Raw genomic sequence first — 25,806 nt, 5'->3', positions numbered from 1 at the left:
GGCGAACGAGCAGCACCGTACCTGAGGGGGTACAGACATGATGAGGAAGTCCTCGAGCCCTTGGCTGGGATTGGCCATGGGTCTGTTCTTGGGATTGTGGTCACGTCCGAGCGCGGCGCAGTTGGCGCCCACCGGTGGCCACTACGGCGGCCGCACCTCCGACACGGGCACCTCGCCCGGCGCGGTCAACGCCTCCGGCGGCTACTCCGCCTCCATTCCATTGGAGCTGCCCGCCTCACGCGGCGGCCTCCCCGTGCCCATCTCCATCAACTCCGGCACCCGGGGCGTGGGCGCGGTGGGCCTGGGCTGGGACATCCCGCTCTCATACATCCGCCGCGACATGACGTTCGCCCACCGCAAGCCACAGGTGTCGAGCACCGTCCTCGCCGGCCGCGAGCAGGTCACCCTCTTCCTCCAGGGGCAGGTGATGGACCTGGTCCCTCGACAGGTCTCCGCGGGGCCGCCGCAGGGGGTGCACTGGCTGCCCCGGTACAACGCGCCCGACCTGCTCCTCCAGGAACAAGGAAACACCTGGGTGATGCACGACGGCGATGGCCGCACCTGGACCTTCACCGCGTTGAGCGGTCTGGAGGGGACCGGCCTCTGGCTGCTCACGTCCATCACCGGCCCGGGCAACACCGCCGTCCAGCTCCACTACAGCATCTCCCGCACGCCCGTTCCCGGCGGGAGCCTCGGGTTGACCATCGACCTGCGACAGCTCCTCTACAACCAGCACCCGTCCGGCGACTGCTTCAAGAACGAAGTCACCCTGAACCACGGCTGGCCCGGCGCGGTCATGTCGCTGTCCTTGTTGGGAGACCGCGTGCTGACGCGCGCTCGCACCCTGAACACCCTGGACGTCTCCAGCCGAGCCACCTGCGCCAGCCTCCCCGAGAAGCTGCGCACCTATACCTTCGCGTATGGGATTGACCCGGACACGCAACACCCCCGCCTGGACGCCGTGACGATGCAGGGCCGCCAGGGCACGCCCGAGCAGTCCATCGCGTTGCCCATCGCCTCGTACACCTACGGCAGCGCCACCACCAACGGCCGGCTCACCTACGCGAAGACGGCCTCCATCCCCATGCCCGCTGGCGCCGACGCCACGCGGCTCTCCAGCACCGGCCGCGATGACACCTTCTCCCCGCCCGGCTCGGAGATCGGCTCCACCACCCGGCAGAGCCTCACCGACGTCACCGGCGATGGCCTGCCCGACCTCGTCTACAACAAGAACGGCAAGCTCTGGGTCGCCCACAACCGGCCCAACGCTGCGGGCGCCACCACCCTGGGCACCATCAACGCCCAGCTCCAGGACACCACCTTCTCCTCGGGCCCCTTCGAGTCCCGCGCCGCCACCGCGGTGCGCTTCCCCAACGACGTCGGCGCCATCAACAAGGACCGCGTGTGGCGCCAGGCCATGGACGTCAACGGCGACGGCCGCATCGACATGGTGGACGCCGCGGAGATGCCGGGCCACTGGGTCATCTACATCAACACGCCGGGCACGGGCGCCTCGGGGGTGACGTGGCTGCGTCGCTCGTACTCCATCACCGCGGTGCGCGACCTGCTCATCGGCCTGGGCCACTCCCTGCCCAGTGGACACCTGCCCCTGTCCAGCCGCTACAGCAGTCGCGAACGCACGACGCGCCAGTGCTTCGTGTGGAACGACCAGACGCTGCAGTGGTCTCCCCACACGGGCTCGAGCTGCGGCCCCGTCGTCCTGGGCACCGTGGCCGCCTCGACCCCGGAGATCACCTTCACCGAGTGGGAGGTGAAGGACGTCAACGGTGACGGCTTCCCGGACCTCGTCTTCAACTCCTCCCCCGTGGAGACGGTGGTGCCACGGCCGGCCTACGCGGGCAGCTTCGGCGGACAGGTCGTCTACGGCGACTTCCACATCAAGGTGCGGCCCCGCGACGACGCCTCGAACGAGGTGCGGGCCGTCTACAACCACCGAGGTCTGTTCATCGACGAAGGCACCCCTGTCTTCTCCTCCGCCGTCACCCTCACCCAGGGCGCCTGCGGCGTCTCGCAGTGGGCCACGAACCAGCACTCGCAGCGAGTCATCTGCGGCCTCGAGGACGTCAACGGCGATGGTCTGCTCGACCGCGTCGAGAACGCCACCGTGTCCCTGGGCACCGGCAGCGGCTTCTCCAACGTCACCCTCACCCTGCCCGCTCCCGGCTACCTCTCCGTGCAGGAGAACTCCCAGGAGCGCATCTGCACCGAGCCGAATCCGGATGCACCTCCCGCCACGCCCTTCACCTCCCGGATGACCACGGGGCTGCGAGACGTGACGGGCGACGGCATCCCGGACTACGTCTCGAGCGCCACCCTGTCATGGACGGTGGCGGTGGGCACGGGCGCGGGCTTCGCTCCCGCGGTCGACATCGACGTGGCGGGCTCGAGCTTCGCCCTCTCCCTCCAGACGGAGCGCTGCGATGGCCTGACGTCCCTCACCGTGGGCGGTCTGTATGACCTCAACGGCGACGGCAAGCCGGAGGTGGTGCGACTCAACGGCGCCACCCTGGACGTCTACGAGCTCTCCGGTGGCACGCGTCCCGGCAAGCCCGAGGCCGGGCGCATCATCCAGGTGGACAACGGCTACGGCGCGCTCACCACCGTGGGCTACCGCTCCGCCAAGGAGGACGGCACCACGAAGCACCAGGTCCCCTTCCCGGAGATTGTCGTGTCCTCCGTGTCCACGGTGGGCAGTCGGGGCCTGGGAGGCACGCTGTCGGAGACACGCTATGCCCATGGCGGCGCGGAGCTCGTCTACGACTCCGCGCTCCACAGCTTCGGCCTGCCCGGCTACCAGCGCTCGGTGGCCCTGTCCACCGTCACCGTCCAAGGCAAGAGCGAGGGCGTGGGCACCATCACGGACACGTACCCGCTGCCCGCGTTCGACAACACGTCCAAGCTCGTGCGCTTCGCGCGCTATCTCCAGGCCGGCCGGGCGCGCGACGTCACCACCGTCACCAGCGCCAGCCTGGACCCCTGGACACTGCTGGCCGTGGACCTCTCCACCTATGCCCGCAGACTGAAGGCGACGCATACCGAGTGGGGCGCGAAGCTCTTCGAGGAGCCCGCCCCCGCTGGCGGCACCCAGACGCCCCTGGACTGCATGGAGATGGCCTTCCCGCTCGACTTCCATGCCTCGACACTTCAAGTCCTCGGCTCCGCGACCGCCTTCGACACCTGCCGCGCGCGGGGCTTCCAATACACGCGCACCACCGACGCCTGGCGCGGCACCCCGGCTCCGTCCACCGCCCACGTGGCCACGCGCTCCGAGGTGACGACCGTGGACGACCTGGGCAGGGTCCTCAATGTCAAACACTCCAATGACATCCATCGCGCGGACGACGACCTCTGCCAGGAGACGCTCTACGCCACGCCCACCAGCACGGGCATGGCTCCCCGGGTGCTGCTGGCGCCCATGAGCCGGCGCGTCTGGACGTGCGACAAGACGCCCTTCGTGACGTATGCCTCCGAGTCCTGGACGTATGACGGGCTGCCGGCGGGCAGCGTCTCCGTGGGTCACGTCACCACGCACCGCAGGGACCGGCGCAACGCCTCGGGCACGGTGCTCGACTCGGTGCTCGAGTACACCGCCGGCTACGACTCCGCCGGCAACCTCGCCTCCGTCCAGCGCGTGCGCGAGGACGGCGCCGTGCGCACCGTGAAGCTCTTCCGCGACGAGTTCGGCCTGGGCGTGACGGAGATGCGCGTGGAGGCGACCGGCCTGCCGACGTTCTCCACCACGTCCGAGCTCGACCCGCTCACGGCCGAAGTCACCGCCGTGACGGAGCCCAACCAGACGCGCGAGGTGTTCGAGGTGGACGGCTACGGGCGACTGGTGCGCACCCTGGTCCAACCTCCGAACGAGCCGCTGGGCGTGTTGTCCACCCGGGCCTATCTGGGCTTCACCGGTGTGGACCCGCTGGGCCGCCGCGTGGTGGAGAAGGGCTTCAGCGACCCCGTCAAGCCGGGCGGAGAGGACGGCACCGCCGGCCACGTGCGAATCACCTTCCTCGACGAGCTGGCGCGGACTCGCCGCACCGAGTCCGCGCTGGGCAGTGACTACGGCACTGAGGTGATGATCAGCGGCGCCCGGACGTATGACGGCCTGGGCCGCGTGGTGTTCGAGGCGGACCCCTACCCGGCCTCCCAGGGCGCCGCCACCGCCTACGGCATCAGCCACTACTTCAACCAGGACGGCACGCCATCGTGCTCCATCCAGGGCATCGGCCCGCAGGCCTACACCACCACGCCGGACGCGGCCACCGAGCGCCTGCCGCTCTGCTACTCGCGCACCATCGTGAACCACCAGGAGCAGGTGAGCGTCCGCGACGCCGCCTCCTACTCCACCACGTCGCCGCAGCTGAACGTGGTGCGCACCGCCACGCTGACGGGTGCGGGCCGGCTGCTGTCTCGCACGACGACGCAGGCCGGCACGCCGCTGGAGCACACCACCTTCACCTTCGACAAGCTGGGGCACATGACGGGCATGACGCGCTACCTGGACCCGGTGGGTCTCACCGGCCCCGTGAGCACGTCGTGGACGTATGACTCGTTCGGCCAGCAGCTCACGTGGCAGGAGGCCGACACCGCCGTCAAGACGCTGCAGTACGACACCTGGGGCGAGCTGACGAACGTCTCCTGGACCGAGTCCGTGGCCACGCCCACGGGCGCGCGCGCGCGGGTGACGCAATACGATGCGCTCGGCCGCGTCACGCACACCGAGGACCGCATCCAGGGCGTGCAGGACGTGGAGACCGCCCACGACTACTTCTACGACGTCGGCGCCAGCCCCACGTCGCTCGTCACCCCGACGAACGTGTTGGGCCGGCTGGCGCGCACCACGTCCAAGCTCGGTGAGGTCTTCTACAGCTACGACGCCCATGGCCGGCCGAACGCGTATGTCTACACGGACGAGACCGGCACGCCCTACATCGAGAAGACCGTGCAGCGCGCGGACGGTGCGCTGGACACGCTCACGCGCTACCTGCCCGACACCGGCTACGCCGAGGAGACCGTCTGGTACGCGTACGACACCGCCCAGCGCCCCACGTACATCAAGTTCCAGGACGACAAGGGCAGCAGGGAGCTCTACCTGGCCACGAACATCGACGCGTCCGGCCGGGTGCTCGGGTCCGTCCATGGCGGTGTCGCGGAGTTCATCGGAGAGTTCGCCACCACGGGCCGCAGGCTGCCGCTCGGCGCCACGGTCGCGACCAGCCAGGGTTCACGGGCGACCTACATCACCACGCGCGACCTGCTGGGCCGGGAGCGCGGACGCTCGGAGGTGGTCGATGGCGCCAGTACCTACGTGAAGGTGAACACCACCTACGATGCGCTGGGGCGGCTCGCGACCTCCAAGCGATACCTGGGCACCACGCCCCTGGCCGATTGGAGCTTCAGCTACGACGCCCTGGGCAACCTGCTCGCGCAGACCGACGCGCTGAGCACGGCTGACGCGGCGATGAGCTACGCCTCCACCGGGGACAGGGACAGGCTCTGCCGCGTCGGCTACGGCAACGGCGGCCTGGGCGGCACCGCGTGCAACGTCGTCCATGACAGCGTCGGCAACATCATCCGCCAGCCCCTGCGCGTGGGGAAACGGACGCTCGAGTTCTTCCCCTCGGGCAACGTGCGCAGCGTCGTCAACTCCAACCCCAGCGCCTCGGCCACCTTCCGCTACGGAGCCCTGAACGTCCTGCGGGAGATGAACCTCGTGTCCCCCGACAAGGACGCGCGGCACACGTGGGGGTTCGGCGACCTGCTGGAGCTCAAGGAGCAGGTCATCAACGGCAAGCCGCTTCAAATCCTCACGCGCCACATCCCCGGGCCGGGCGGCATCATCGCCTCCCGTCGTGGAATGAAGCAGGAGTGGGTCTTCCCGTTCGGAGAGCTGCGCGGCGCGCGCTACTCCGTGGACGGCCAGGGGCGGTTCGTCCAGGACGTGGAGTACTCGCCCTTCGGAGAGTCGAGGTCCAACGGCGTCGAGGGGTATCCGGGCACGCGGCTCTACTCGAGCGACCAGTGGAACGGCGGTGAGTCATTGGAAGGACTGGGACTGTCCCACCTGGGCGCGCGGCTCTATGACCCGGTCATCGGCCGCTTCCTGAGCAGGGATCCGCTCGTCGTCCCACGCACCGCGGCCACCACGAACGCCTATGGGTTCTCGATGAACGACCCGGTGAACAGGTCGGATCCCTCCGGTCTGGACGCGGGCTGCATCGGGAAGGAATGCCAGGGCGGCGGAGGCGGCTTCCCCGGCCAGCCCGGCGGCGGTGGAGGCCCCAGCGCCATCAACGACCCGAGCCTTTACCTCCCCAGCATGGGCGCCTCCGGAGGCTCCGCGGCCCCGGCTTCGACGTCCCGTGTTCCGTCCTCGGTTGCGTCCTTCACCCAGGCGCCCACGGGGCCCCAGACGCCCTCCGGGGTGGTCCTGAAGATGTCCGCCCAGCTCATGACGGGCATCTGGGCGGGCTCGTCGTTCGACTACGACTCGCTCGCCGCGCGCGGGTTCACCGTCGGACAGGTGGCGGACCAGCTCGCCAACACGACGGAGGGCGCGAAGCAGATCTCCGCCATGGAGAACGCGTTCTACGACGAGCTGTCGAGCTTCGGGCAGGGAGTCGGTGACTCCATCATCTTCTGGTGTCCGGGCTGCACCGAGCACATGCGCAAGACCTGGGGAATCACGTCCGGAGGCAACAGCAGCGCATACATGTGGGGTTCCATCACCGGAATCATCGGGTCGATCATGTCCCTGAACCCGAGCGCGTTCGTCCCGGCGCCCAAGGTCACTGTGGAGGATTTCAGGCAGTACCTGCGCTTCAAGGGCGCCGACAAGGTCCAGGCGCAGCCCTGCACGACGAACTGCACGAGCACGACGGCCGCTGTCGAGCACACCCTCGCGGGGAGGCCCACGGTCGCGGAGCCGCATCGGGCCCTCCCTTCCACCGTCCTGGAGGCGGAGTTCGGCGGAGCCTTCCTGTCCCTGACGGGAAAGGGCGCCATCCAGAAGATGGTGGTGGGCTGGGGACCGAGCAGTCGCGGCATCGTGATCGCGGGGTTCAAGGGCAAGCCAGGCAGCGGGCATGCCTTCAACGTCATCAACTTCCAGGGCAAGGCCTTCTTCTTCGATGGCCAGAACCCCCATCTGCTGGAGATGGGTTGGAAGCGCTTCGATCAGGTCATGCTGATGCGGACGCATTGAGTGGGTGGGGGCCGCCCGGGTTTCGTGACCGGGCGGCCCCTTGCGGGCTCAACGCCTACCGGCGCAGAGCCCGTCTGCCACGGAGCGATGGCCCCGAGCATCGCGCCGTCGTCGACGCTCACCTTCTTCCGGAGCTCCCGTGCGAGAATCCAGCCGAGCGCGTCTTCGGATTTGCTCGCGAGTCCCGCGAGGCACCAGCCGCCGTCACGCTCCGCTGGGTCTGGCTTGAAGGCATGGAGAGAGTCTTCTCGGGTCCGGCCAGGGTGACGACGTCCTTGCTCCCGGGCGTCTGCTGGAGCGACACCCAACCCGGAGGAGGGAGGGACGCGGCCCACGGCGTAGAGTTCCTGCGGAACCTCGGTGGAGCCCGGCTGCTTCGCGTCGTAGAGGTATTTGTCGCAGCGGGCCCAGCCGTCGGACATGGGGACGTCGCACAGGAGGATGCCATTGCCGGAGGCACTCGGTGCTCCGGGAGGCAGCGGCACATCCTGAAGCGCGGTCCCGTCATGGCGGAAGAGGCAGAAGCATGCTTCGCCGTGGACGAGCACCTCGCGTTGCGTGTCGCTGCTGTCGAGGTCCAACACGGTGACGCCGCGCACTCCGGGCAGCTCGCCTTCGGTGACGGCCGTGCCCGCGGAGAGTCGGAAGGCGCCGGGCTTCGTTACATCGAACGTGAGGCGCTCGTGCGTGCCGTCACCATCCAGGTCTACGTCGGCCTTGTTCGTGGGCGAGGCGGTGAGCACTGCGGCGAGCACGAGGGCGCCTACGTTGAGCATGCGGCGACTCTGATGCATGGCCGCCTCGACAGGCAGGGCTGCCACTGGGCTGACTCGGGGTGGGGCACTCCGGGGTGGTCCCTGCCTCTTTAGGGGTGCGAATCGCAGGCACCTCCGTGCTGATTGCCGAGGCCACTCCTAGCGGCGAGGATGGGGCCATGCGTTTCCGCGCCCGCATCGCGCTCCTACTCTTCCTGTCTGCATGCGCCGCGTCGCCCCCCACCCCCGACACCTCCGGGACGCGGAGCCAACGACGCACCAACCTCGAGCGGGCGGCGAAGCTGCCCTGGGCTGACGACGGGCGGTGCGTCGTCCACGAGGCATCTCAGCCTTGGCCGGTCCTGGTGGAGCGGTGCTACCGGACCCTTGACCACGACCGCATCGAGTACCGCGACACCACGGGGAGATGCGCGGTCGCATCCACTGCCGCCGCCGCCATGGGCGTCGGGCTCTGCATCCTGGCCGCTCCAGAGATTGCCGTGGGCGCGGTCGTCGTGCTGGGTGTGGTGGTGGTCGGGTTTGTCATCGAGGAGGCTCTGGAGGCCTATGCGCTCCGCCACACCTATCCCGAGGCAGCAGGGACCTCACGCGAGACGAAGACGTCCTCCCGGGAAGCTGAACCACAACGCAAGCCGAAGCCCGAGCCCTCGGGGCAGGACTGGCAGCCGCCGGTGACTCCAGATCCATGGGAGCGAGAGCGCCGCCCGGACTGCAAGCCCGTCCCGGTACCGCGCGCCTCCAAAGATGGCCCGCATAACGAGTGTGCCGACAAGGTTCCTCCCAACCGTTATCCCGGCATGGACGTGCGCGTGGGCGGGATTCGCTTCGATGCGCTGCAAGCCGGCGCGCGCGCTGTGGGAGATCAAGACCCATCGATTCGATGAGTACAGTTCCTTCGTCCAGCGGATGGAGCTCCAGAAGGAGCTCAAGCAGATCAACAAGGAGCGGGATACAGCCGTGGCGTGTGGCTATGACTTCATCATCGGAGTGAGCACCCAGGAGCATCGAGAAGCGCTGCTCGAAGCGGACTTCTCACTGAATGTCGTCGTCACGGGGTGCAAACGATGACTCGGCGAAATGCCCTCACGCTCATCGTCTACGCACCCGCCCTCGTGGGCAAAGACGCTCGCCCAGTCGACATCCTTCATCGAATGGAGAAGGCGCTCCCCTCCTTGCAGCTCAGGTGGCGTCTCTCTGACAGCGGGCGTCCCATCCCATTGCCACAGCGCGACGCATGGCTCATCGACAGTATCGAGGACGGGGAATTCCCTATCGTGTGCAACGGGGACGAGCGTCGTCCCGTGACGGTTTTTGGGAGGGAACGTTCGGGACGCTTCAGCCCAGGCGGACAGCCGCAGTTCGAAGTCCACGTGGAAATGCCACTGGACGATCATGTGCTCGCGGCAGCGGCGACCGTGCTTGAAGCCGTGGCGGAAGGAGCTCACGCGTTCTGGGGACAGGCGTCGAGGTATGGTTATGGCGCGGAGGTCGCGCAGCAGCTTCGCCGCTCGGCGGATGGCCTCCCACAGCCCCCCCGTGGGCTGCCCATGCTCAACATGCCCGAGAAGTTCCCCGCCCCTGAGATTCCCTACTTCCTCGCGTGGGTGAACTACTGGTCCGCCGATGCCGCGAAAGCGCTCGGATTTCCTGACCCCGCCCGCGACGCAGACCTGCTCTCACGAGCGCGGCGCACGGCATCGGGCGGATGGGTCGTGCAGCTCACGGACACGCCGCTCGATTTGGACAAGCCCGACCACCTGGACGCGCTGCTCCGAACCTATGCTCGGTTTCTGCGGATCGGCGGACGCATCGCTCCTTGATTTCTCCCTTGGTGGCGATCTCAACTGAGGATTCGGAAATGAAGCCAGTTCACACCGCACGAGGGACGCCTCAGCAAGCCAGGCAGCCGCCACCTGTGTGATGCATCGACCCGTCCCCCGTACCGTCCAGACACAGGAGGCTGACGCACGCGTCATCAACCTGGTCTGTCATGGCATCCAGTTGCCTTCGCGCTCATGAGCGCCGGACCTGCCCTCAGTGCACCTCACCCAGATGGGCGTAGGTCTCGCTCTCGATCTGGATGGTGGTGTGGTCGATGCCGAACTTGTCGTACAGGTCGTGCTTCACCGCCGACAGAATCTCGTCGTTGTTGCAGACCATCGGGTCCAGCACCACCAGGTGCGCGGACAGCGCGTACACGCCGCTGGAGATGGTCCACACGTGCAGGTCGTGCACCGCCGTCACTCCGGGCACACGCAGCATCAACTCGCGCAGCTGCGGCATGTCCACGTGCGCGGGCACCGCCTCCATCAGCACGTCCACCGCGTCGCGCACCAGCCGCACCGCCCCCACCACGATGACCACCGAGATGACCGCGGAGATGATGGGGTCCACCACGAACCACCCCGTCAACGCCATGATGCCCGCGCCAATCAACACGCCCACCGAGGACAACGTGTCCCCCAGCACGTGAAGAAATGCGCCACGGACGTTCATCGAGTGTGTGCGATGCAAAAACCCCAGCGCCCCCAGGTTCGCGATCAACCCCACCGTGGCCACCACCGCCATCGGCTTCACGTCCACCGCTTGCGGCGAGTGGAAGCGCTCCCACGCCTCGTAGAGAATGAACCCGGTGATGCCCAGCAGCAGCACGCCGTTGAGCAGCGCGCTCAGAATCTCCATCCGGTAGTAGCCGTACGTCTTCTTCACGTCCGCCGGCTTGCCCGCGAACCAGAGCGCCACCAGGCTCAGGCCCAGCGCGGACACGTCCGTCAACATGTGACCCGCGTCCGACATGAGGGCCAACGAGTGCGTCAGCCAGCCCCCCACCGCCTCCGCCAACGCGATGGTCGCCGTCAGCACCAGCGCGAAGATGAGCCGACGACGATCCTTGCGCCGCTCCTCCGCCAACCCACCACGCTTGGGACCGTGCCCATGCCCGTGCCCATGGTGGTGATGCCCATGGCCGTGGTCATGCCCGTGGTCGTGGTCATGCCCATGCCCCGCCCCGCCGCGTGTGTGAGTGGAGGTAGTCACGGGAGAGAGAAGTGAGGATACAGCCGAGTCCTGGGGTAAGAGAGGGGGGAAACGCGATTCCGACGGCCCGGTCCCTCCCCGGAGCGCGGGGCCGGACGGAGGTAGGGATGGACTTCGAGAAGCACCAGGGCCTGCACACCATCATCATGCTGAGAGATGTCATCCGCAAGTGGTGGCAGATGGAGCTCTCCTTCGCGGATCGCCACGGCGTGGTGCATGAGTGGCAGCGGGGGGACATCTCCCCGCCTCCCAACCCGTTCTGTCGCATCGCCCTGTTCTCCAGGGAGGGCCTGCGCCGCTGCAGCCAGTCCGTGCGCGTGCTCCACGAGAAGTTCCGCGGGAACAAGAAGATGCGCCGCTCGCTCTTCCACGACTGCCACCTCAACTTCAGCATCGTGGGGGCCCCGCTCTACGTCGACAACGAGTACGCCGGCTGCCTCTTCGTCGAGGGCTTCTCCCGCCAGTTGCTCAACGCGCGCGAGGTGGAGGTGCTGCGCTCGCGCCTGCTCCAGTTCGCCCCGCCCTTCTCCGACCTGGACCGCGCCGATGAGCGCGTCCCCGTGCTCGACGGCGCGGAGCTGGCGAAGCTGTCCGACCTGCTCGAGTTCGCCGCGCTGGAGATCGCCAACCACGAGTCGGAGCTGGCCCGGCGCGAGGAGCAGCTGCCCCTGCCGTCCCCCGAGGTGCAGGAGCGCTACCGGTTCGAGAAGATCATCGGCCGCTCGGGGCCGATGATGGAGGTCTTCCGGTTGATGGAGAAGGTGGCCAACTCCGACTCCACCGTGCTCATCAACGGCGAGTCGGGCACCGGCAAGGAGCTGGTCGCCCGCGCCATCCACCACAACGGCCCGCGCAAGGACCAGCCCTTCGTGGTGCAGAACTGCTCGGCCTTCAACGACAACCTGCTGGAGAGCGCCCTCTTCGGCCACACGCGCGGCGCCTTCACCGGCGCGCTGCGCGACAAGAAGGGCCTGTTCGAGGTCGCCGACGGCGGAACGTTCTTCCTCGACGAGGTGGGCGACATGTCCCCCGCCCTCCAGGTGAAGCTGCTGCGCGTGCTCCAGGAGGGCACCTTCCTCCCCGTGGGCGGCACGCACCACAAGGAGGTCAACGTCCGCGTCGTGGCCGCCACGCACAAGGACCTGGGCGAGCTGGTCAAGCGCGGCGAGTTCCGCGAGGACCTCTACTACCGCATCAACGTCATCCGCGTGCAGCTGCCCCCGCTGCGCGAGCGCCGGGACGATTTGCCCGTCCTCATCGACCACTTCCTGCGCAAGCACCACCGCGAGGGCCAGCGCACGCGCGGCCTGGCCTCGGAGGCGCTCGCCATCCTGGGCGCCTACGCGTGGCCGGGGAACATCCGCGAGCTGGAGAACGAGATCGAACGGCTGCTCGTGCTCGGCGGAGACCTGGAGATGCTCCCCGCGGAGCTGCTCTCCAGCCGCATCCGCGACGCGGTGGTGCCCGGCGGCGGCCCCTTCATCCCCCCGCGCGCCCACGGCCGGCTGCACGAGGCGGTGGAGGCGCTGGAGCGGGAGATGATCCACCAGGGCCTCTTGCGCACGCGCAACAACAAGAGCCGGCTGGCGCGCGAGCTGGGCATCAGCCGCTCCAACCTCATCCTGAAGATCGCCCGCTACGGGTTGGACCGGGGCCTGCCCGAGGACGACGAGGCCGAGGTGGAGGCGTGAGCGCGGAGGCCGTCTACTTCCATCAGGACTTCCTGCGCGTCCCCGACGGCGCGGACCTGTACTACCAGGTCACCGGCGACGGAGAGCCGGGCGTGGTCCTGTGCGACGGCCTGGGCTGCGACGGGTTCGCCTGGAAGTACCTGGCCCCGTACCTGTCGCGGCGCCACCGCGTGCTGCGCTGGCACTACCGCGGGCATGGCCGCTCGGGCATCCCCGAGGACCGCGAGCGCATCGGCATGCTCTACACCTGCGACGATTTACAGCGGGTGATGGACGCGGCGGGGATGGAGAGGGCCGTGCTCTTCGGGCACTCCATGGGCGTGCAGGTGGCGCTGGAGTTCCACCGCCGCTACGCGAGCCGCGTCGCGGGGCTGGTGCTCATCTGCGGCAGCTACGGCAACCCGCTCGACACCTTCCACGACTCCGACGTGCTCAAGAAGCTCTTCCCCGCCCTGCGCCGGGTGGTGGAGCGCTTCCCCGAGCAGTCCGCGCGCCTCATCCACGCGGCCCTGCGCACGGAGCTGGCGGTGCAGCTGGCCATCTCCCTGGAGATGAACCGCGAGCGCATCGCCCGCAATGATCTGGCCCCCTACTTCGAGCACCTGGCCCGCATGGACCCGGTGGTGTTCGTGCGCACGCTGGACTCGCTGGCCGAGCACAGCGCGTGGGACCACCTGCTGCATGTGGACGTGCCCTCGCTCGTGGTGGCCGGCGGGCGGGACAAGTTCACCCCCGGGTGGCTGTCCCGGAAGATGGCCTCCCGCATCCCCGAGGCCGAGCTGGTCCTCATCCCCGACGGCACCCACACCGCCCCCCTGGAGGCTCCGGGGCTGGTCGAGGTCCGGGTCGAGCGCTTCCTCCGGGAGCGGCTGGGCGGGCCCTCCCACCCCAGCCCCCCGGGCAGCGTCCAGGGTCGGAATTCCTCGCCAACAGGCCCTGGCGAGTGACACCGGGGTGACAAGAGGCCCCGGATACCCGGCGCTTAGGCGTTCAGACGGGATGTACCCCCTGACTGAACGCCCGGTGGGCATCCGCACTCATTGCAGGAGCCGCACTCACGGCATATAAGCCCCCGCCTTCCGGGTTCCGGTGGGGATCGGGAGACCTGACCACAACGCGGCTTCCCCCCCGCCATTCACCTCAGTTTGGTTCGTATGATTCCTCGCGAAAACATCCGTAACGTCGCCATCGTCGCCCACGTTGACCATGGCAAGACCACGCTCGTCGATCACCTGCTGCGGCAGGCGGGCACCTTCCGTAGCAACGAGCACGTCGCCGAACGGGTGATGGACTCCAACGACCTCGAGCGCGAGAAGGGCATCACCATTCTCGCGAAGAACACCGCGGTCTCCTACAAGGGCATGCAGATCAACATCATCGACACCCCGGGTCACGCCGACTTCGGTGGTGAGGTGGAGCGCGGTCTGCGCCTCGTCGATGGCGTCATCCTGCTGGTGGACGCCGCCGAAGGTCCCCTGCCCCAGACGCGCTTCGTGCTCAGCAAGGCTCTGGCGATGGGCCTGAAGACGGTGCTGGTCATCAACAAGATCGACCGTCAGGACGCGCGCGCGCCCGAAGTGCTCGATCAGGTCTACTCGCTCTACATCGACCTGGGCGCGGACGATAAGCAGCTGGAGATGCCCGTCCTGTACACCGTGGCCCGCAGGGGTCAGGCGTCGACGTCGCTGGAGGTGCCCGGCACGACGCTGGAGCCGCTGTACGACGCCATCATCAAGCACATCCCGCCCCCGCCGGCCTCGGACGAGAAGACGCCGCAGCTGCTCGTGGCGAACCTCGACTACGACGACTATGTCGGCCGTCTCGCGGTGGGCCGCGTGCAGGCAGGTCGCTTCACGCCCAACATGCCCATCTCCGTCGTGCGCGAGGGGGGCAAGGTCGAGCCTGGCAAAATCGTCAAGCTGTTCGGCTTCTCCGGCCTGAAGCGCGTGGAGATCCAGGACGCGGGTCCGGGAGAGATCGTCTCCATCGCCGGCATCGAGGACGTGTCAATCGGCGACACGTTCGGCGACCCGGAGAAGCCCGTGGCGCTGCCGCGCATCACCGTGGATGAGCCCACGATGATGATGATCTTCAAGGTCAACGACGGGCCGCTGGCGGGCAAGGAAGGCAAGTTCGTCACCTCGCGCAACCTGCGTGAGCGCCTGTACCGCGAGGCCTACCGCAACGTGGCCGTGCGCGTGGAGGACACGGAGACGCCGGACGCGTTCCGCGTCGTCGGCCGCGGCGAGCTCGCGCTGGCCGTCATCATCGAGAACATGCGCCGCGAGGGCTACGAGCTGACCGCCTCCAACCCGGAGCCGATCACCAAGACCATCGATGGCGTGCTGCACGAGCCGATGGAGCTGGTGTTCTGCGACGTGCCGGAGACCAGCGTCGGCGTGGTGACGGAGCGCATGGGGCCTCGCAAGGGCCGCATGGCGGACATGGCCCCGCTGGGCTCGGGCCGCACCCGCCTCCAGTTCCGCATCCCGGCCCGTGGCCTCATCGGGTTCCGCTCGGAGTTCCTCACGATTACGCGTGGTGAGGGCATCATGAGCAGCCAGTTCGACGGCTTCGAGCCGTGGTTCGGCTACATCCCGAAGCGGCAGAACGGCGCCATCGTCTCGGACCGCCTGGGCGACACCGTGCCCTACGCGCTGTTCAGCATCCAGGAGCGCGGCTACCTGTTCGTCCCCGCCGGCATCACCGTGTACGAGGGGATGATCATCGGCGAGCACGCGCACCCGTCCGAGCTGAACGTCAACTGCTGCCGCGAGAAGAAGCTCACCAACATCCGCGCCGCTGGCCGCGACGAGAACGTCATCCTCGTCCCGCCCCGCGAGATGGGGCTGGAGAAGGCCCTGGAGTGGATCGCCGACGACGAGCTGGTCGAGGTGACGCCCAAGTCCGTGCGCATGCGCAAGAAGGCGCTGGCCGTGGGCGAGCGCTACCGCGCCGAGCGCGACCGCAAGCGTGAGGAGCGCGCGGCCGACGCGGAGTAGTCCCGACGCCGGCCCCAGGCCGGTGTAGCACCGAGGGCCCGTTCCTTCCTGGGAGCGGGCCCTTCGTGTTCGCGAGGGCATTCAGTCGGACGCGGCGCTGCACGACGCATCCGTGCCCAACGGCGTCCACGGCTCGACGTCTGGCGGCCCCAGCGAGGACACCGTGCGGCGCACCACCGTCCACGCCTCGCCGGGCCCCAGCGCGCCCGTGGCGAAGGCCCGCTCCGGCGCGTCCTCGACCACCGCGAGCTCCTCCGCGTCCACGTAGAGCGGCGCGCCCCAGTGGAAGCCAGCTCTGGGCGGGAGGTGCCACGTGGCGCCATCCGCGAGGCGAGTGAGGACCAACGTCCCTCGCGACTCCCCTCGCCGTGTCTCCAGGTGCAGCGCGTGGCCTCCCCCCACGACGGCGGAGACGTCCGTGAGGAAGTCCTGTCGCGAGGAGCGCAGACGCCTGGGACGCAGGTCCTCCGCGTGGTGGACGAGCGGTGAGGTCATCAGGTCCATGCGCGTGAAGGCGTGGCGCTCGGCGTCGTAGCCCTGGCCCTGGAACCAGACCAGGTGCTCACCATCCGTCCGGGGGCAGGCCGCGCCACTCCCCGCCGGGGGCAGCACGAGCGGCCGCGCGGGCTCCCCTTCCCTCCAGGACCACAGCGACGCGCGCCCCTCGTCCAGCGCGCTGAAGAGCAGCGCGTCGCCGCCCACCGTCAGGTGCGCCGCCACCACGCTCCGGTCCGGCGCGCTCCACGCCTCCACGGGCTCGCTGTCGGCCTCCCAGCGCGCGCTCCAGACCCGGCGACGCGTCGTGGTGCTCGCCATCCCTCCGGGCCCGAGGACGGCCTCCAGGGGACTCGCGCCCTCCGGTCGGGACCACACCCGGACCGAAGCACTCGCGTCCTCGAACGACACGCCGATGAGGCTTCGCGGATGCATGCGTCCGTCGATGGCGTTGCCCTCGAACAACGCCCGGTCCGTGCTCAAGTCCCGCAGCCGCAGGTCACAGCCCTTCGTCCCCTCGCGCACACGGGCGAGGAACAGGACCTGTCCCCGCGTGAGGTCCTCCACGCGCAGCTCGACCGAGGCGTCGCGAACCTGGGAGTAGCCCAGCATCCGCGCCCCATCGCGAGCCGCGCCGAAGAGCGCGAAGTACCGGTGCCCCGAGCCCGGAGCTGGTGCCAGCTCCTGGCAGCCGTCGCCACACGGACGCCACGACGACGCGGGATGACGCGAGGGGCGCGGGTCCACCACCAGGCCCTCACAGCCCGGGGACACCGCGAGAGACACGGGGAGCGGCCCCGGGGGCCGGGAGGTCGCCCTACGCGAGGACAGTCCCCACAGGACGCCCAGCACCAGGCACATCGACCACAGCACGAGCCCCCGCGTCGGCCAGCGCGGAGGCAGGGACCTTCCAGGGGACATGCCGGGACAACGACGGCCTCGACGTATCTTCCCGCGAGGCCCTCGGCCCGCGCTCAGAACGTGTACTTCACCTTCGGGAAGATGGCGAAGGACGTGATGTTGGGGCCGATGACGTAGCGCGCCAGCAGGTCCGCGCCGACGGAGAAGTGGTCCATGCCCGTGGCGTACTCCAGGCCCACGCCCACGCCCGCGTTGGGCGAGCTGACGGCGCGGCCCGGGTCTCCCTTGTCGGGGTCCACCGGCGCCGGGTCCATGCGCGTGTAGCCCGCAACCAGCTTGGGCGTCAGGTACAGCCGGTTCATCAGCGGCACGTGGTACGCAGCCGAGATGTCCAGGAACTGCATGGTGAAGTTGTCGGACAGCGCGCACGTCTCCGTGCCGGGAAGGTAGCCCGCGAAGCAGTTCTGCGCGGACGAGCCCATGCCGAAGTGGGCACCCAGGGAGATTCGCTCCGTCAGGTCGTAGCCGATGCCGAGCTGCAGGTACGTCTGAGCGTTCGAGTACGCGTTCTCACCGCCCACGGTGAAGAACACGCCGACGTTGGTGTCGGTGTAGAAGCCGCGGCGCGGCTGGAACTCCACTCCCTCCGGCGGCGTGGCCGCGAGGGCCGGAGACGACAACAAGGCGAGCGCGGCAACGAGCTGGGACTTCTTCACGGGTCCTCCCCACGCGGTGCCCTCCCGGTCCAACCGGAAGCGGCGACGGACGTTAATGACGCCCCCCTCGTTCCGGCAATGAGGGGCGGGAATGAAAATGGCGTGGACCGTTCCGTCCACGCCACTTGGAGGGACGGTCAGCGCCGTCCCGAGCCGTTACACCCGCGACTACCCCTCGCCCTCGGAGCCCGCCGGCGAGAACATCCACGGGTACGTCACCGCCACCACGCCGCCGCCCTTGGGCTCCGGGAACTTCCAGCGACGGATGCGGGAGATCATGCACTGCTCCGCGCGGGAGTTGCCCAGCGTCGACTCGGAGACCGTCGCATCGGACACCATGCCCGCCGGGTCGATGGTGAAGGCCACCGCCACCTTGCCCGCGAGGCTCGGGTCCTTGTTCAGCTCCGACTCGTAGCAGTACTTGATCTCATTCTGGTGGCGCCGGATGACCTTGGCGATGACATCCTTGTCCAGGCCGCCCACCACCGTCGTCTTGCCGGGGATGACCTTGGTGATGGACTTGCCACGGCCGCCCAGGTCGATGCCGCCCGAGCCTCCCGCGCCGCGTCCCTCGCCCTTGGTGCCCAGGCCGCCGATGCCCATGGCCGTGCCGCCACCGCCGGTGCCGGAGCCACGCGAGCCCAGGCCACCCACGCCCTGGGCGTCACCCATCGCCGCGCCGCCCTTGAGGCCGCCCAGCGCGTTGTTGAGGCCGGTGCCGAAGCCGCCGGGGCCGAACACGTCCGAGGCCCCACCCTTCAGGCCCTTGAACGCGCCGAGCAGACCGACCTTGCCCACCACCTGGCGGTCCTTCTCCTTCTTCGTCTTGTCCACCACGGGCGTGCCGGGCTTGGACGGAGCGGCCTCGGCCTGCTTGGCCTCCTCCTTGCCGAACTTGCCCTCCTCGTCCTTCGCCTTCGCGCCCTCCTCCACGCCGGACAGCTGGAGCTTCTTCTGCTCGAGCTTCTTCTCCGGGGTGATGAGGAACTTCGCCACGCGCTGCTGGGACTCGAAGATGTCGTTGGCCGGCGCCTGCTCCGAGCGGGGCGTGAGCGCCATGGCCGCCACCACCGCCGCTCCCGCGAGCAGGCAGATGCTGACGATCTTGAAGAACGTGTAGTCCGCCTCCGCCAACGAAGTGGCCGCGATGGCCGGCGACGGCTTCACGTACCGGGCCACGAAGGCCACCGTGCCGAACGACACCTCCACGCGGTCATGCAGGCCCAGCTTGAAGACCTGCTCCGTGTCCTCGGGCGTGCCCGTCAGCAGGCCCGCGGAGCGCAGCGTGTCCTTCGACTTCACGTTGCCGCGCTCGGTGACGATGACGCCCGTGCCCTGCGGCGCGTGCACCTCCAGCACGTCACCCCGGCTGATGACCAGCTCGTGGCGCTTGCCCACCGTCGGCGCGAAGACGTGGAAGAAGTTCTTCTTCCCCTCGCCGATGGTGACGGGGACGCCGTCCTTGAAGTGCTGCACCTGCAACAGGGTGTCGCCCCACAGCATGGACACCTGGAGCACCTTCTCCCGCGCCGTGGGCATCGCCTCGGGCGGCAGCTGCTCCTGCAGGTGAGGCAGCACCGCGCGACGCGGGGCCACCGCGACCGGAGGCGTGTCCACCCGGGGCGTGGGCCGCTGCTCCTCGCGCGCCATGGGCGGCGGGGGCGGAGGTCCCACGCGGTTGAGGCCGGGCGGAGCCACGCGCTCGGTGCGCAGGCCGCCGACGTTCGCCGAGGGAGGAGGACGCGGATTCGTGAAGACGAAGCCGCCGCGTGTGTTGCCGCCCGCCGCCGACGGAGGTGTCACCACCTCCGGCACCGTGCGGTTCACGGGCGGAGGCGTGGGTGTCCGCTGCGTCACCGAGCCCTGGAACGAGCCCTGGAAGCGCGGTCCCGCCACCTTCGCGCCCGCGGGTGCAAGGCGCTCGGGTTCGTCGGCGCCTCCGAAGAGGACCTCCACCCGCGTGCCTCCCACGCGCAGCACATCCCCGGGTTTGAGCGCGGTGGGGATGACCAGCTTCTGGCCGCTCACCTCCGTGCCGCCCTCGCTGCCGAGGTCGATGGCCGTTACCGAACCATCCTTGTCCACCTTGAGCATCACGTGGAGATTGGAGACCCGCGGATCCTGAACCTTCACCGCCGCCTGGGCGCCCGACCCCACGATAACGCTCTCCGCCTCCGACACGGTTTCCACCGTGGAGCCATCAGGCCCCGTGATTCGAAGGGTCAAGCCGTTGTTCTTCGCCGCCGCCATGAAGTTCTTCCTTCTTCCCTTCCGCTCCCGAAAACGCCTGACCGCCGCCGCTAGAGGTTGTCGACGGACTTCTGAAGCTCCGGGTCGAAGTTCTCCCGGACCTTGATGAGACTCTGGAAGTCCGTCTTCTTGCGGTGGAGCACGTATGAGCCTTCCGGCTTCGTCAGCTCGCCCTCCACCGCGACATCCGTGAAGTCGATCACCGTCTTCTTCCGGAAGACCGTGCGGTCCTCCTCCTGGATGATCTTCACCGAGTCTTTTGACTGCTCCTGCGCCATCACCGCCGGCGCCGCGAGCAGGCCCATCATCGTCACCGTCGCTGCCAGTCGCTTCATCCCCAACCTCCTCTTGCTTCCTCGGGTGTGACAGCGGGCTCCGAGCTGGGTACCCGCGACTCATTGCACGAGGCGATCCACACCCAAGTCCCTGAATCCTATGGGCCTCGCTCGCCGCCTTCCAAACCTGGGCCCGGAGGCTGGAAAAAACTTCCTCCCGTCCCTGTAGGGACTGCCGTCCTACGGAGCAGGCGCGGGCTTCGCGTCCTGCTGCGTCGGAGCCGCCGGCACGGGCGTGGGCGCCTGTGCGTCCGTCCCCTGCTGCGCGGCGTTGGCGCCAGGCGTCGCGCCCGCGGGGGCCTGCGTGCCCGAGCCCTCCGCGCCCGTGGGCGCCTGCTCGTCCTCGGGCGGCGGCGCGGCTTCCGCACCCTCGGCGGGTGCACCTTCCGTGGGCGCGCCCTCCGGAGCGTTCGCGTCCTGCGGCAGGTTGTTGAGCATGGAGCCCGCGCCGCCGGTGGCCTCGTCCTTCTTGTCGCCCTCCGCGCCGGCCGTCGCGGCCTCGGGCGGCGGGGCCTTGAGCATGTTGGTGAGGCCCGTGACCTTGGCGGTGATCATCTGCCGGTCCTGTTCGGTCGTGGACTCCAGCGTCTTGCAGCGGTCCAGGAAGCCGATGGCGCGCTCCCAGCCCGTGCGGTCCGCGGCATAGGCCCAGCCCGCGCCGCACACGGCCTCGGGCAGCTCCGCGCGATGGGCGAGCACCTTCTCGAAGGTCTCTCCCGCGGCGATGCCCTTCTTCGGGTCCTTCCCCTTCTGTCCATCCAGCGCCCACGCCAGCGACAGGCGCGCCTCGGCGGAGTCGGGCTCCAGCTCCGTGGCGCGGGTGAAGGACTTCTCCGCGCCCGCGTAGTCGCGGTAGCTGAGCGCCAGCGCGCCCAGGTTGACGTAGGCCGGCGCGTACTTGTCGTCGAGCGACACGGCCTTCTGGAACTGCGACAGCGCGCGCGAGCGCTCATCCAGCTTCAGGTAGACCATGCCCAGCAGGTTGTAGAGCGACGGGTCCTTCTCCGCGTGCTTGCGCGCGGTGCCGACGAGCAGCTCCGCCAGCCGGTACTTCTCCCGCGCGTAGGCCACGTAGGCCAGGTTCTTGTACGCGCCCGGGTGGTCCTTGTTGCGCTCGAGCACGCGGCGCGCGGTGGCCTCCGACTCGTCCAGCTTGCCCAGGTGCCGGTACGTCGCGGACAGCCCGTTGAGCAGCGACGCGTCGTGCGCGCGGCCCGGCGTCTTCAGCGCCTTCTCGAAGAGGGCAATCGCGTCATCGCCCCGCTCCTGCGCGCGGTACACGCCCGCCAGGTTGACGACGGACGGCGTGTGCGCCGGGTCCAGCAGCAGGACCTTCTCGTAGGCGGTGCGCGCGTCGTCGACGCGGCCCTGACGCTCGGCGATGACGCCCAGGTTGAACTGGGCGTTGAGCGTCTGCGGCGACATCACCAGCACCTTCTCGAAGCCCTGGCGCGCGGCGTCCAGCTCACCGGCCTCGTAGGACTTGATGGCCGCCGCGAACTGCTCGGCCATGGTGGACGTCTCCTTGGGCGCCGCGGGGGCCGCCTCCGGAGTCGACGGCGCCGCGGGCGTGGGCTTCTCCGGCAGCGCGCTGGTGGCGGTGGGCTTCGTCTGGGGGCCCGTCGCGCACGCGGCCGTGAAGGCCAGCGAGCCGACGACGAGCGAGCGGAACCATTTCATCGGCATCATTCCGGTGTGAGGCGTGAAGGCGTTCTTCGCGTCGCGGGTCATGGCAGCACCTCCTGGACCGCGGCGGTGGGTGCCTGCGTTCTGTCCTCCGGCAGGGGCGTCTTCGGCGCGCCATCCACCGGCGGGAGCTGAATGGAGGGAGCGCCGGGCTCGGGCGTCACCGCGGGCGTGGCCGTCGCGCCCGAGGGGCCACCGGGCTCTCGCGCGAGCTCCGCCGCCGCGAGCGAGTCATGCGTGCGGTAGCCCACCTTGCGCACCTGGGCGTAGGTGCCCGGGTGGTAGCGGTTGACCTGGTCCTGCGCGGCCAGCGTCCACGGGCTGTAGATGCCCAGCTCGTAGGCCTTCTCCAGCGCCTTCTCCAGCGCCTCGTTGGCCTTGTCCTCCAGCGGCAGCGCCAGGTTCTCCAGCTCCGAGCGGTACATCCCCAGCTGCTCCTCGTCGAGCCCCGTGGGGTCCGGCGAGTCCATGATGTTGCGCGCGAAGTCCGCGTACGCGAGGCCGATGCGCGTGAGCGCCGCGATGCCCCACTCGCCCGAGCCCGTGGAGAGCACCGCGAGGTACTCCTTCTCCACGCGCTGGATCTCCCGCTGCTTGGCCGTCAAGTCACGACGGATGGTGGTGACGCGCGAGAAGCGGATGTCCGTGTAGCGCTTCCACGCCGGCTCCAGCGCCAGGAAGCGCGCGTGGGCGTAGGCGTTGAGCGTCGCGTCCTCCTTGCGCGTGGCCTCGGGCAGCCGCCCCCAGGCGCGCACCAGCTCCGTCTGCACGCGCTCCTGCTCGCGGGCGTTCTTGAGCTGCTGCCACGCGAGCAGCTCGTGGTAGCGCGCCAGGTACAGCTGCGAGGGCGTGGCGCGCGCGTCGCGGCCATAACCCTCCGCGAAGGCGCCGAACGCGCGGGCCGCCTCGCTCCACTTGCGCTCCTTCTCCCAGACGAGCGCCGCGGAGTACGCCACCTGCGGCACGTCCTTGCGGTCGCGGAAGCGCGCGACGTAGGCGTTGTAGGCCGTCACGGCCTTCTGGGCCTCGCCGGCGCTCTCCCACCAGACGCCCGCGTTGAACTGGGCATCCGCCACCCACGCGCCCGCCTCGTCGACCAGCGCCTTGCGCTCGGCGGCCTTCTGCGAACGGCGAGAGTCCGAGTCCTCCTCCGCGCCCGGCGTGTCGCCCTTCTTCGCCACCGGCTTCTCGCGAGCGGCCTTGCCCTTCTTGCCCTCCGCGTCGCTCGCCTTCAGCGCGGCGTCGTAGCTGGCGACGAAGGACTCGGCCAGCGTCGCGGCCTTGCGGTAGTCGGCGACCTTCTCGTAGAGGCCCGCCAGCGTGTAGCGCGCCTTGAGCTCGAAGGGGCTGCGCGGGTACTCGGCCAGCACACGCTCGCCCGCCTCGATGCCGCGGTCCAGCTCGCCCGCCTCCTGCGCGATGGACATGGCGTAGGTGAGCGCGCGGTCCGCGTTCTCCGACTTGGGGAACTCCTTGACGTACTTGAGGAACTCCTCGGCGGCCTTCTTCGGGTTCTTCTCCTGCTTGTAGACGACCTCGTCCACCCACTTGTAGTGACTGCCCTCCACGACGCGGGCGACGCGGGCGGCGAACTCGGAGCCGGGCTTGGACAGCTTCTTGTTCTCGAGGAACTTGCGCGACAGCGTGGACAGCTCCAGCCACTCCTGGCGGCTCTCCAGCACGTACATCGTCAGGTCCGCGGCGTCGCGCGAGCGGCGCTCCTCCGGGAACTTCTCGATGATTTCGCCGAAGCGCCGCGCCGCGTCCACGAAGTGGCTGCGGTCGTAGAGGATGACGGCGGCCTGGTAGCGCAGGTCGATTTCATCCTGCGTGCCCGGGTAGAGCTTCACGTAGACGTCGCACGCGGAGACCAGCCGCTCCTCGAACTTCGTGAGCGCCTCCTCCTGCTTCTCCTTCGCGTCGCGCTTGACGATCTTCTGCCGCGCGACGTCGCCCTTGTCCTTCTTCTCGTCGACCTTCTGGCCGTCCTTGAGGTCGCTCTTGGCCAGCTGCCCGCGCTCGATCTTCACCAGCTTGTCGTAGGCGAGGATGGCGTTGAACGCGGCGCTCTTGCGGTAGCTCTCATTGGAGACCTCGCGCGCCGAGTCACGGTCCGGAATCTGGAAGGCGACCACGGCGTCGTACTCGGCCGCGGCGGCCTGCCACTCCTCGAGCGCCCAGAGAATCTCCGCGTAGAAGAAGCGCAGGTTGAAGGCGGAGTCCGCCACGAACTCCGGGTTCGCGTTCGACGCGAAGGCGTCCACGTACTGCTTGTAGATGTCGCGCGCGAGCCGGTAGGTCTCCACCTGGCGCGTCTTCTGCGCCTCCTGGTGGTACTCGGTCACCATCACCCGCATCGCCTCTTCCGTGACGTTGAAGGCGTTGCGCAGCACGGGGGCCTTGCCCTCGTTGGACTTCCACCACTCGCCGCCCGGGCTGTAGAGGTCCACCATCCGCTTCATCTCCTTGCGGACCTGCTGGCGGTTCCTCAAGCCCTCGAAGGCGCGGACGATGGCCTGCTGGTACTCCGGCGCGCTGGCGCCCATGGGCTCGTCGTCCACGAGCGTGCGGTACAGGAGGATGGCGCTGTCGAAGTGACCCGCGTCCACCAGGCCCGCGGCCGTCTTCGCGAGCAGCCGCCCCTGGCGCTTCGCCGGCGCCTTCTCGCGGAAGTACGTGATGGCCTGCTTGGGCTGATCCAACTGGACGTAGAAGACCGTCAGGTCGTTGAGCGCCTCGGTGCGCAAATCTCCGAGCTCCGGCTGCTTGGCGGCGTAGTCCACCACCTCGTGCAGCTTGGCCAGGCCCGCGTCGTAGTCGCCGGTGTTGTAGTCACACCAGGACAGCTTGTAGACGGCGTAGGCGTAGATCTTCGGGACGCCGGAGTCGCGGGCCTTCTCGTAGTTGGCCTTGGCGGGGATGAGCTTGTTGGACTCGAAGTAGTGGTTGCCGAGCTGGATGTACGCGTCCGGCACGAACTGCGAGCGCGGGAACTCCTTGATGAGCTCCTCGTAGCGGGCCACGGCGTCCTCGCGCCGGCCCAGCTCGTAGAGGTTGTAGCCCATGGAGAAGAGGACCTCGTCGCGCTGCGGGTACTGCGGATAGCCGCGCAGGATGTCCTCGTAGATGCCCATCGTCTCGGTGCGGTAGCGCTCGCTGTCGCGATGGTCCTGCTTGGGCGCCTCCACCTGCTCGCCGCGCGCCACGGCCGCGTCGTACTTCTTCTCCTCCGCCAGGAAGCGGTCCATCTCCAGCTGGTAGAGGTACTTGGACTTCTCCCAGTACAGCTCCGAGAGGCGGTAGAGCATCTCCGCCTTCTGCTGGTTGCCGTCCTGGAGCTTGGGGATGAGGCGCTTGAAGGCCTCGATCGCCTCGTCGCGCTTCTTGTCCGCCAGCGCGTACTTTCGCGAGTCCGCGATGCGCGGGATGTCCGCGAACTTGGCCGTCGCGGGCTTCACGCGCGCGGGGCCGCGCCGCACGTCCTCGGGCGCGACGCCGGGCGGAGGCTGAGGTTTCGCCTCGGCCTTCTTCGCCTGGGCGCCCTTCTTGCCCTTGTCCGCGCCCGGAGTCTTCGACGCCGAAGCCGCGGGCTTCTTCGCCGCCTTGCGTGCCGGCGCTTCCGCCGCCTCCCCCACCCCGCTGGTGGCGAGCGCCACGCCCACCGCCAGCGCACCGAAACGAAGCACCACCTTCATGCGAGCTCCCGCCTGTGACGCCGCCCCGCCCCCCGAGC

13 protein-coding genes and 1 pseudogene are annotated in these 25,806 nt (G+C 68.9%); 6 read left to right on the top strand and 8 right to left on the bottom strand.

Features of this window, described 5'->3' with window-relative positions:
- The first annotated feature begins 76 nt into the window (after nt 1-76).
- Entirely contained in the window at nt 77-7,225 is a 7,149-nt protein-coding gene (locus LXT21_RS15055; protein WP_254038818.1) for an RHS repeat-associated core domain-containing protein, read from the top strand.
- On the opposite strand, the gene LXT21_RS15050 is transcribed toward LXT21_RS15055, so the two are convergent.
- On the bottom strand, nt 7,198-8,019 hold the full coding sequence (locus LXT21_RS15050) for a hypothetical protein (protein ID WP_254038817.1): 822 nt from the start codon (nt 8,017-8,019) through the stop codon (nt 7,198-7,200). The genes LXT21_RS15055 and LXT21_RS15050 overlap by 28 nt on opposite strands.
- 140 nt (nt 8,020-8,159) lie before the next feature.
- Here LXT21_RS15050 and LXT21_RS15045 point away from each other — a divergent pair.
- Nucleotides 8,160-9,069, top strand: a pseudogene (locus LXT21_RS15045) (DUF6310 domain-containing protein).
- Entirely contained in the window at nt 9,066-9,821 is a 756-nt protein-coding gene (locus LXT21_RS15040) for a DUF5953 family protein (protein WP_254038816.1), read from the top strand. Before LXT21_RS15045 ends, LXT21_RS15040 begins: the two are co-directional and overlap by 4 nt.
- Before the next feature lie 214 nt (nt 9,822-10,035).
- On the opposite strand, the gene LXT21_RS15030 is transcribed toward LXT21_RS15040, so the two are convergent.
- Entirely contained in the window at nt 10,036-11,037 is a 1,002-nt protein-coding gene (locus tag LXT21_RS15030) for a cation diffusion facilitator family transporter (protein ID WP_254038815.1), read from the bottom strand.
- Nucleotides 11,038-11,144: 107 nt separating this feature from the next.
- Between LXT21_RS15030 and LXT21_RS15025 the strand changes: the two genes are divergently transcribed.
- From LXT21_RS15025 to typA, 3 genes are all read left to right on the top strand, one after another.
- Nucleotides 11,145-12,728 (top strand): sigma 54-interacting transcriptional regulator, encoded by a 1,584-nt coding sequence (locus LXT21_RS15025; protein WP_254038814.1) that lies wholly within the window; start codon nt 11,145-11,147, stop codon nt 12,726-12,728.
- Nucleotides 12,725-13,675 (top strand): alpha/beta fold hydrolase, encoded by a 951-nt coding sequence (locus LXT21_RS15020; protein WP_254038813.1) that lies wholly within the window; start codon nt 12,725-12,727, stop codon nt 13,673-13,675. Before LXT21_RS15025 ends, LXT21_RS15020 begins: the two co-directional genes overlap by 4 nt.
- 207 nt (nt 13,676-13,882) lie before the next feature.
- The gene (gene typA / locus LXT21_RS15015) at nt 13,883-15,730 is read left to right on the top strand and encodes a translational GTPase TypA (protein ID WP_254038812.1); all 1,848 of its coding nucleotides are present in this window, start codon (nt 13,883-13,885) and stop codon (nt 15,728-15,730) included.
- Between the two features lie 81 nt (nt 15,731-15,811).
- On the opposite strand, the gene LXT21_RS15010 is transcribed toward typA, so the two are convergent.
- The 6 genes from LXT21_RS15010 to LXT21_RS14985 form a co-directional block, all read right to left on the bottom strand.
- Nucleotides 15,812-17,011 carry a hypothetical protein gene (locus LXT21_RS15010; RefSeq protein WP_254038811.1) on the bottom strand — a complete coding sequence of 400 codons (1,200 nt, stop codon included), beginning with the start codon at nt 17,009-17,011 and terminating at the stop codon, nt 15,812-15,814.
- 188 nt (nt 17,012-17,199) lie between these two features.
- Entirely contained in the window at nt 17,200-17,802 is a 603-nt protein-coding gene (gene cglE / locus LXT21_RS15005) for an adventurous gliding motility protein CglE (protein ID WP_254038810.1), read from the bottom strand.
- A gap of 168 nt (nt 17,803-17,970) precedes the next feature.
- Nucleotides 17,971-20,052, bottom strand: coding sequence for a TonB family protein (locus tag LXT21_RS15000; protein WP_254038809.1), 2,082 nt, complete (start codon nt 20,050-20,052; stop codon nt 17,971-17,973).
- 50 nt (nt 20,053-20,102) lie between these two features.
- Complete coding sequence (locus LXT21_RS14995) at nt 20,103-20,387, bottom strand: hypothetical protein (RefSeq protein ID WP_254038808.1); 285 nt, start codon at nt 20,385-20,387, stop codon at nt 20,103-20,105.
- Between the two features lie 180 nt (nt 20,388-20,567).
- Entirely contained in the window at nt 20,568-22,118 is a 1,551-nt protein-coding gene (locus LXT21_RS14990) for a tetratricopeptide repeat protein (RefSeq protein ID WP_254038807.1), read from the bottom strand.
- A complete protein-coding gene (locus LXT21_RS14985; protein ID WP_254038806.1) occupies nt 22,115-25,768 on the bottom strand; it encodes a tetratricopeptide repeat protein in 3,654 nt (1,217 codons plus the stop codon). The genes LXT21_RS14990 and LXT21_RS14985 overlap by 4 nt, the downstream gene beginning before the upstream one ends.
- Nucleotides 25,769-25,806: the final 38 nt, after the last annotated feature.

The organism is Myxococcus guangdongensis, from assembly GCF_024198255.1.
GTDB classification, from domain to species: Bacteria; Myxococcota; Myxococcia; order Myxococcales; family Myxococcaceae; genus Myxococcus; species Myxococcus guangdongensis.
The sequence above is the reverse complement of the archived record's forward strand: the minus strand, read 5'-3'. Positions and strand labels throughout refer to the sequence as shown.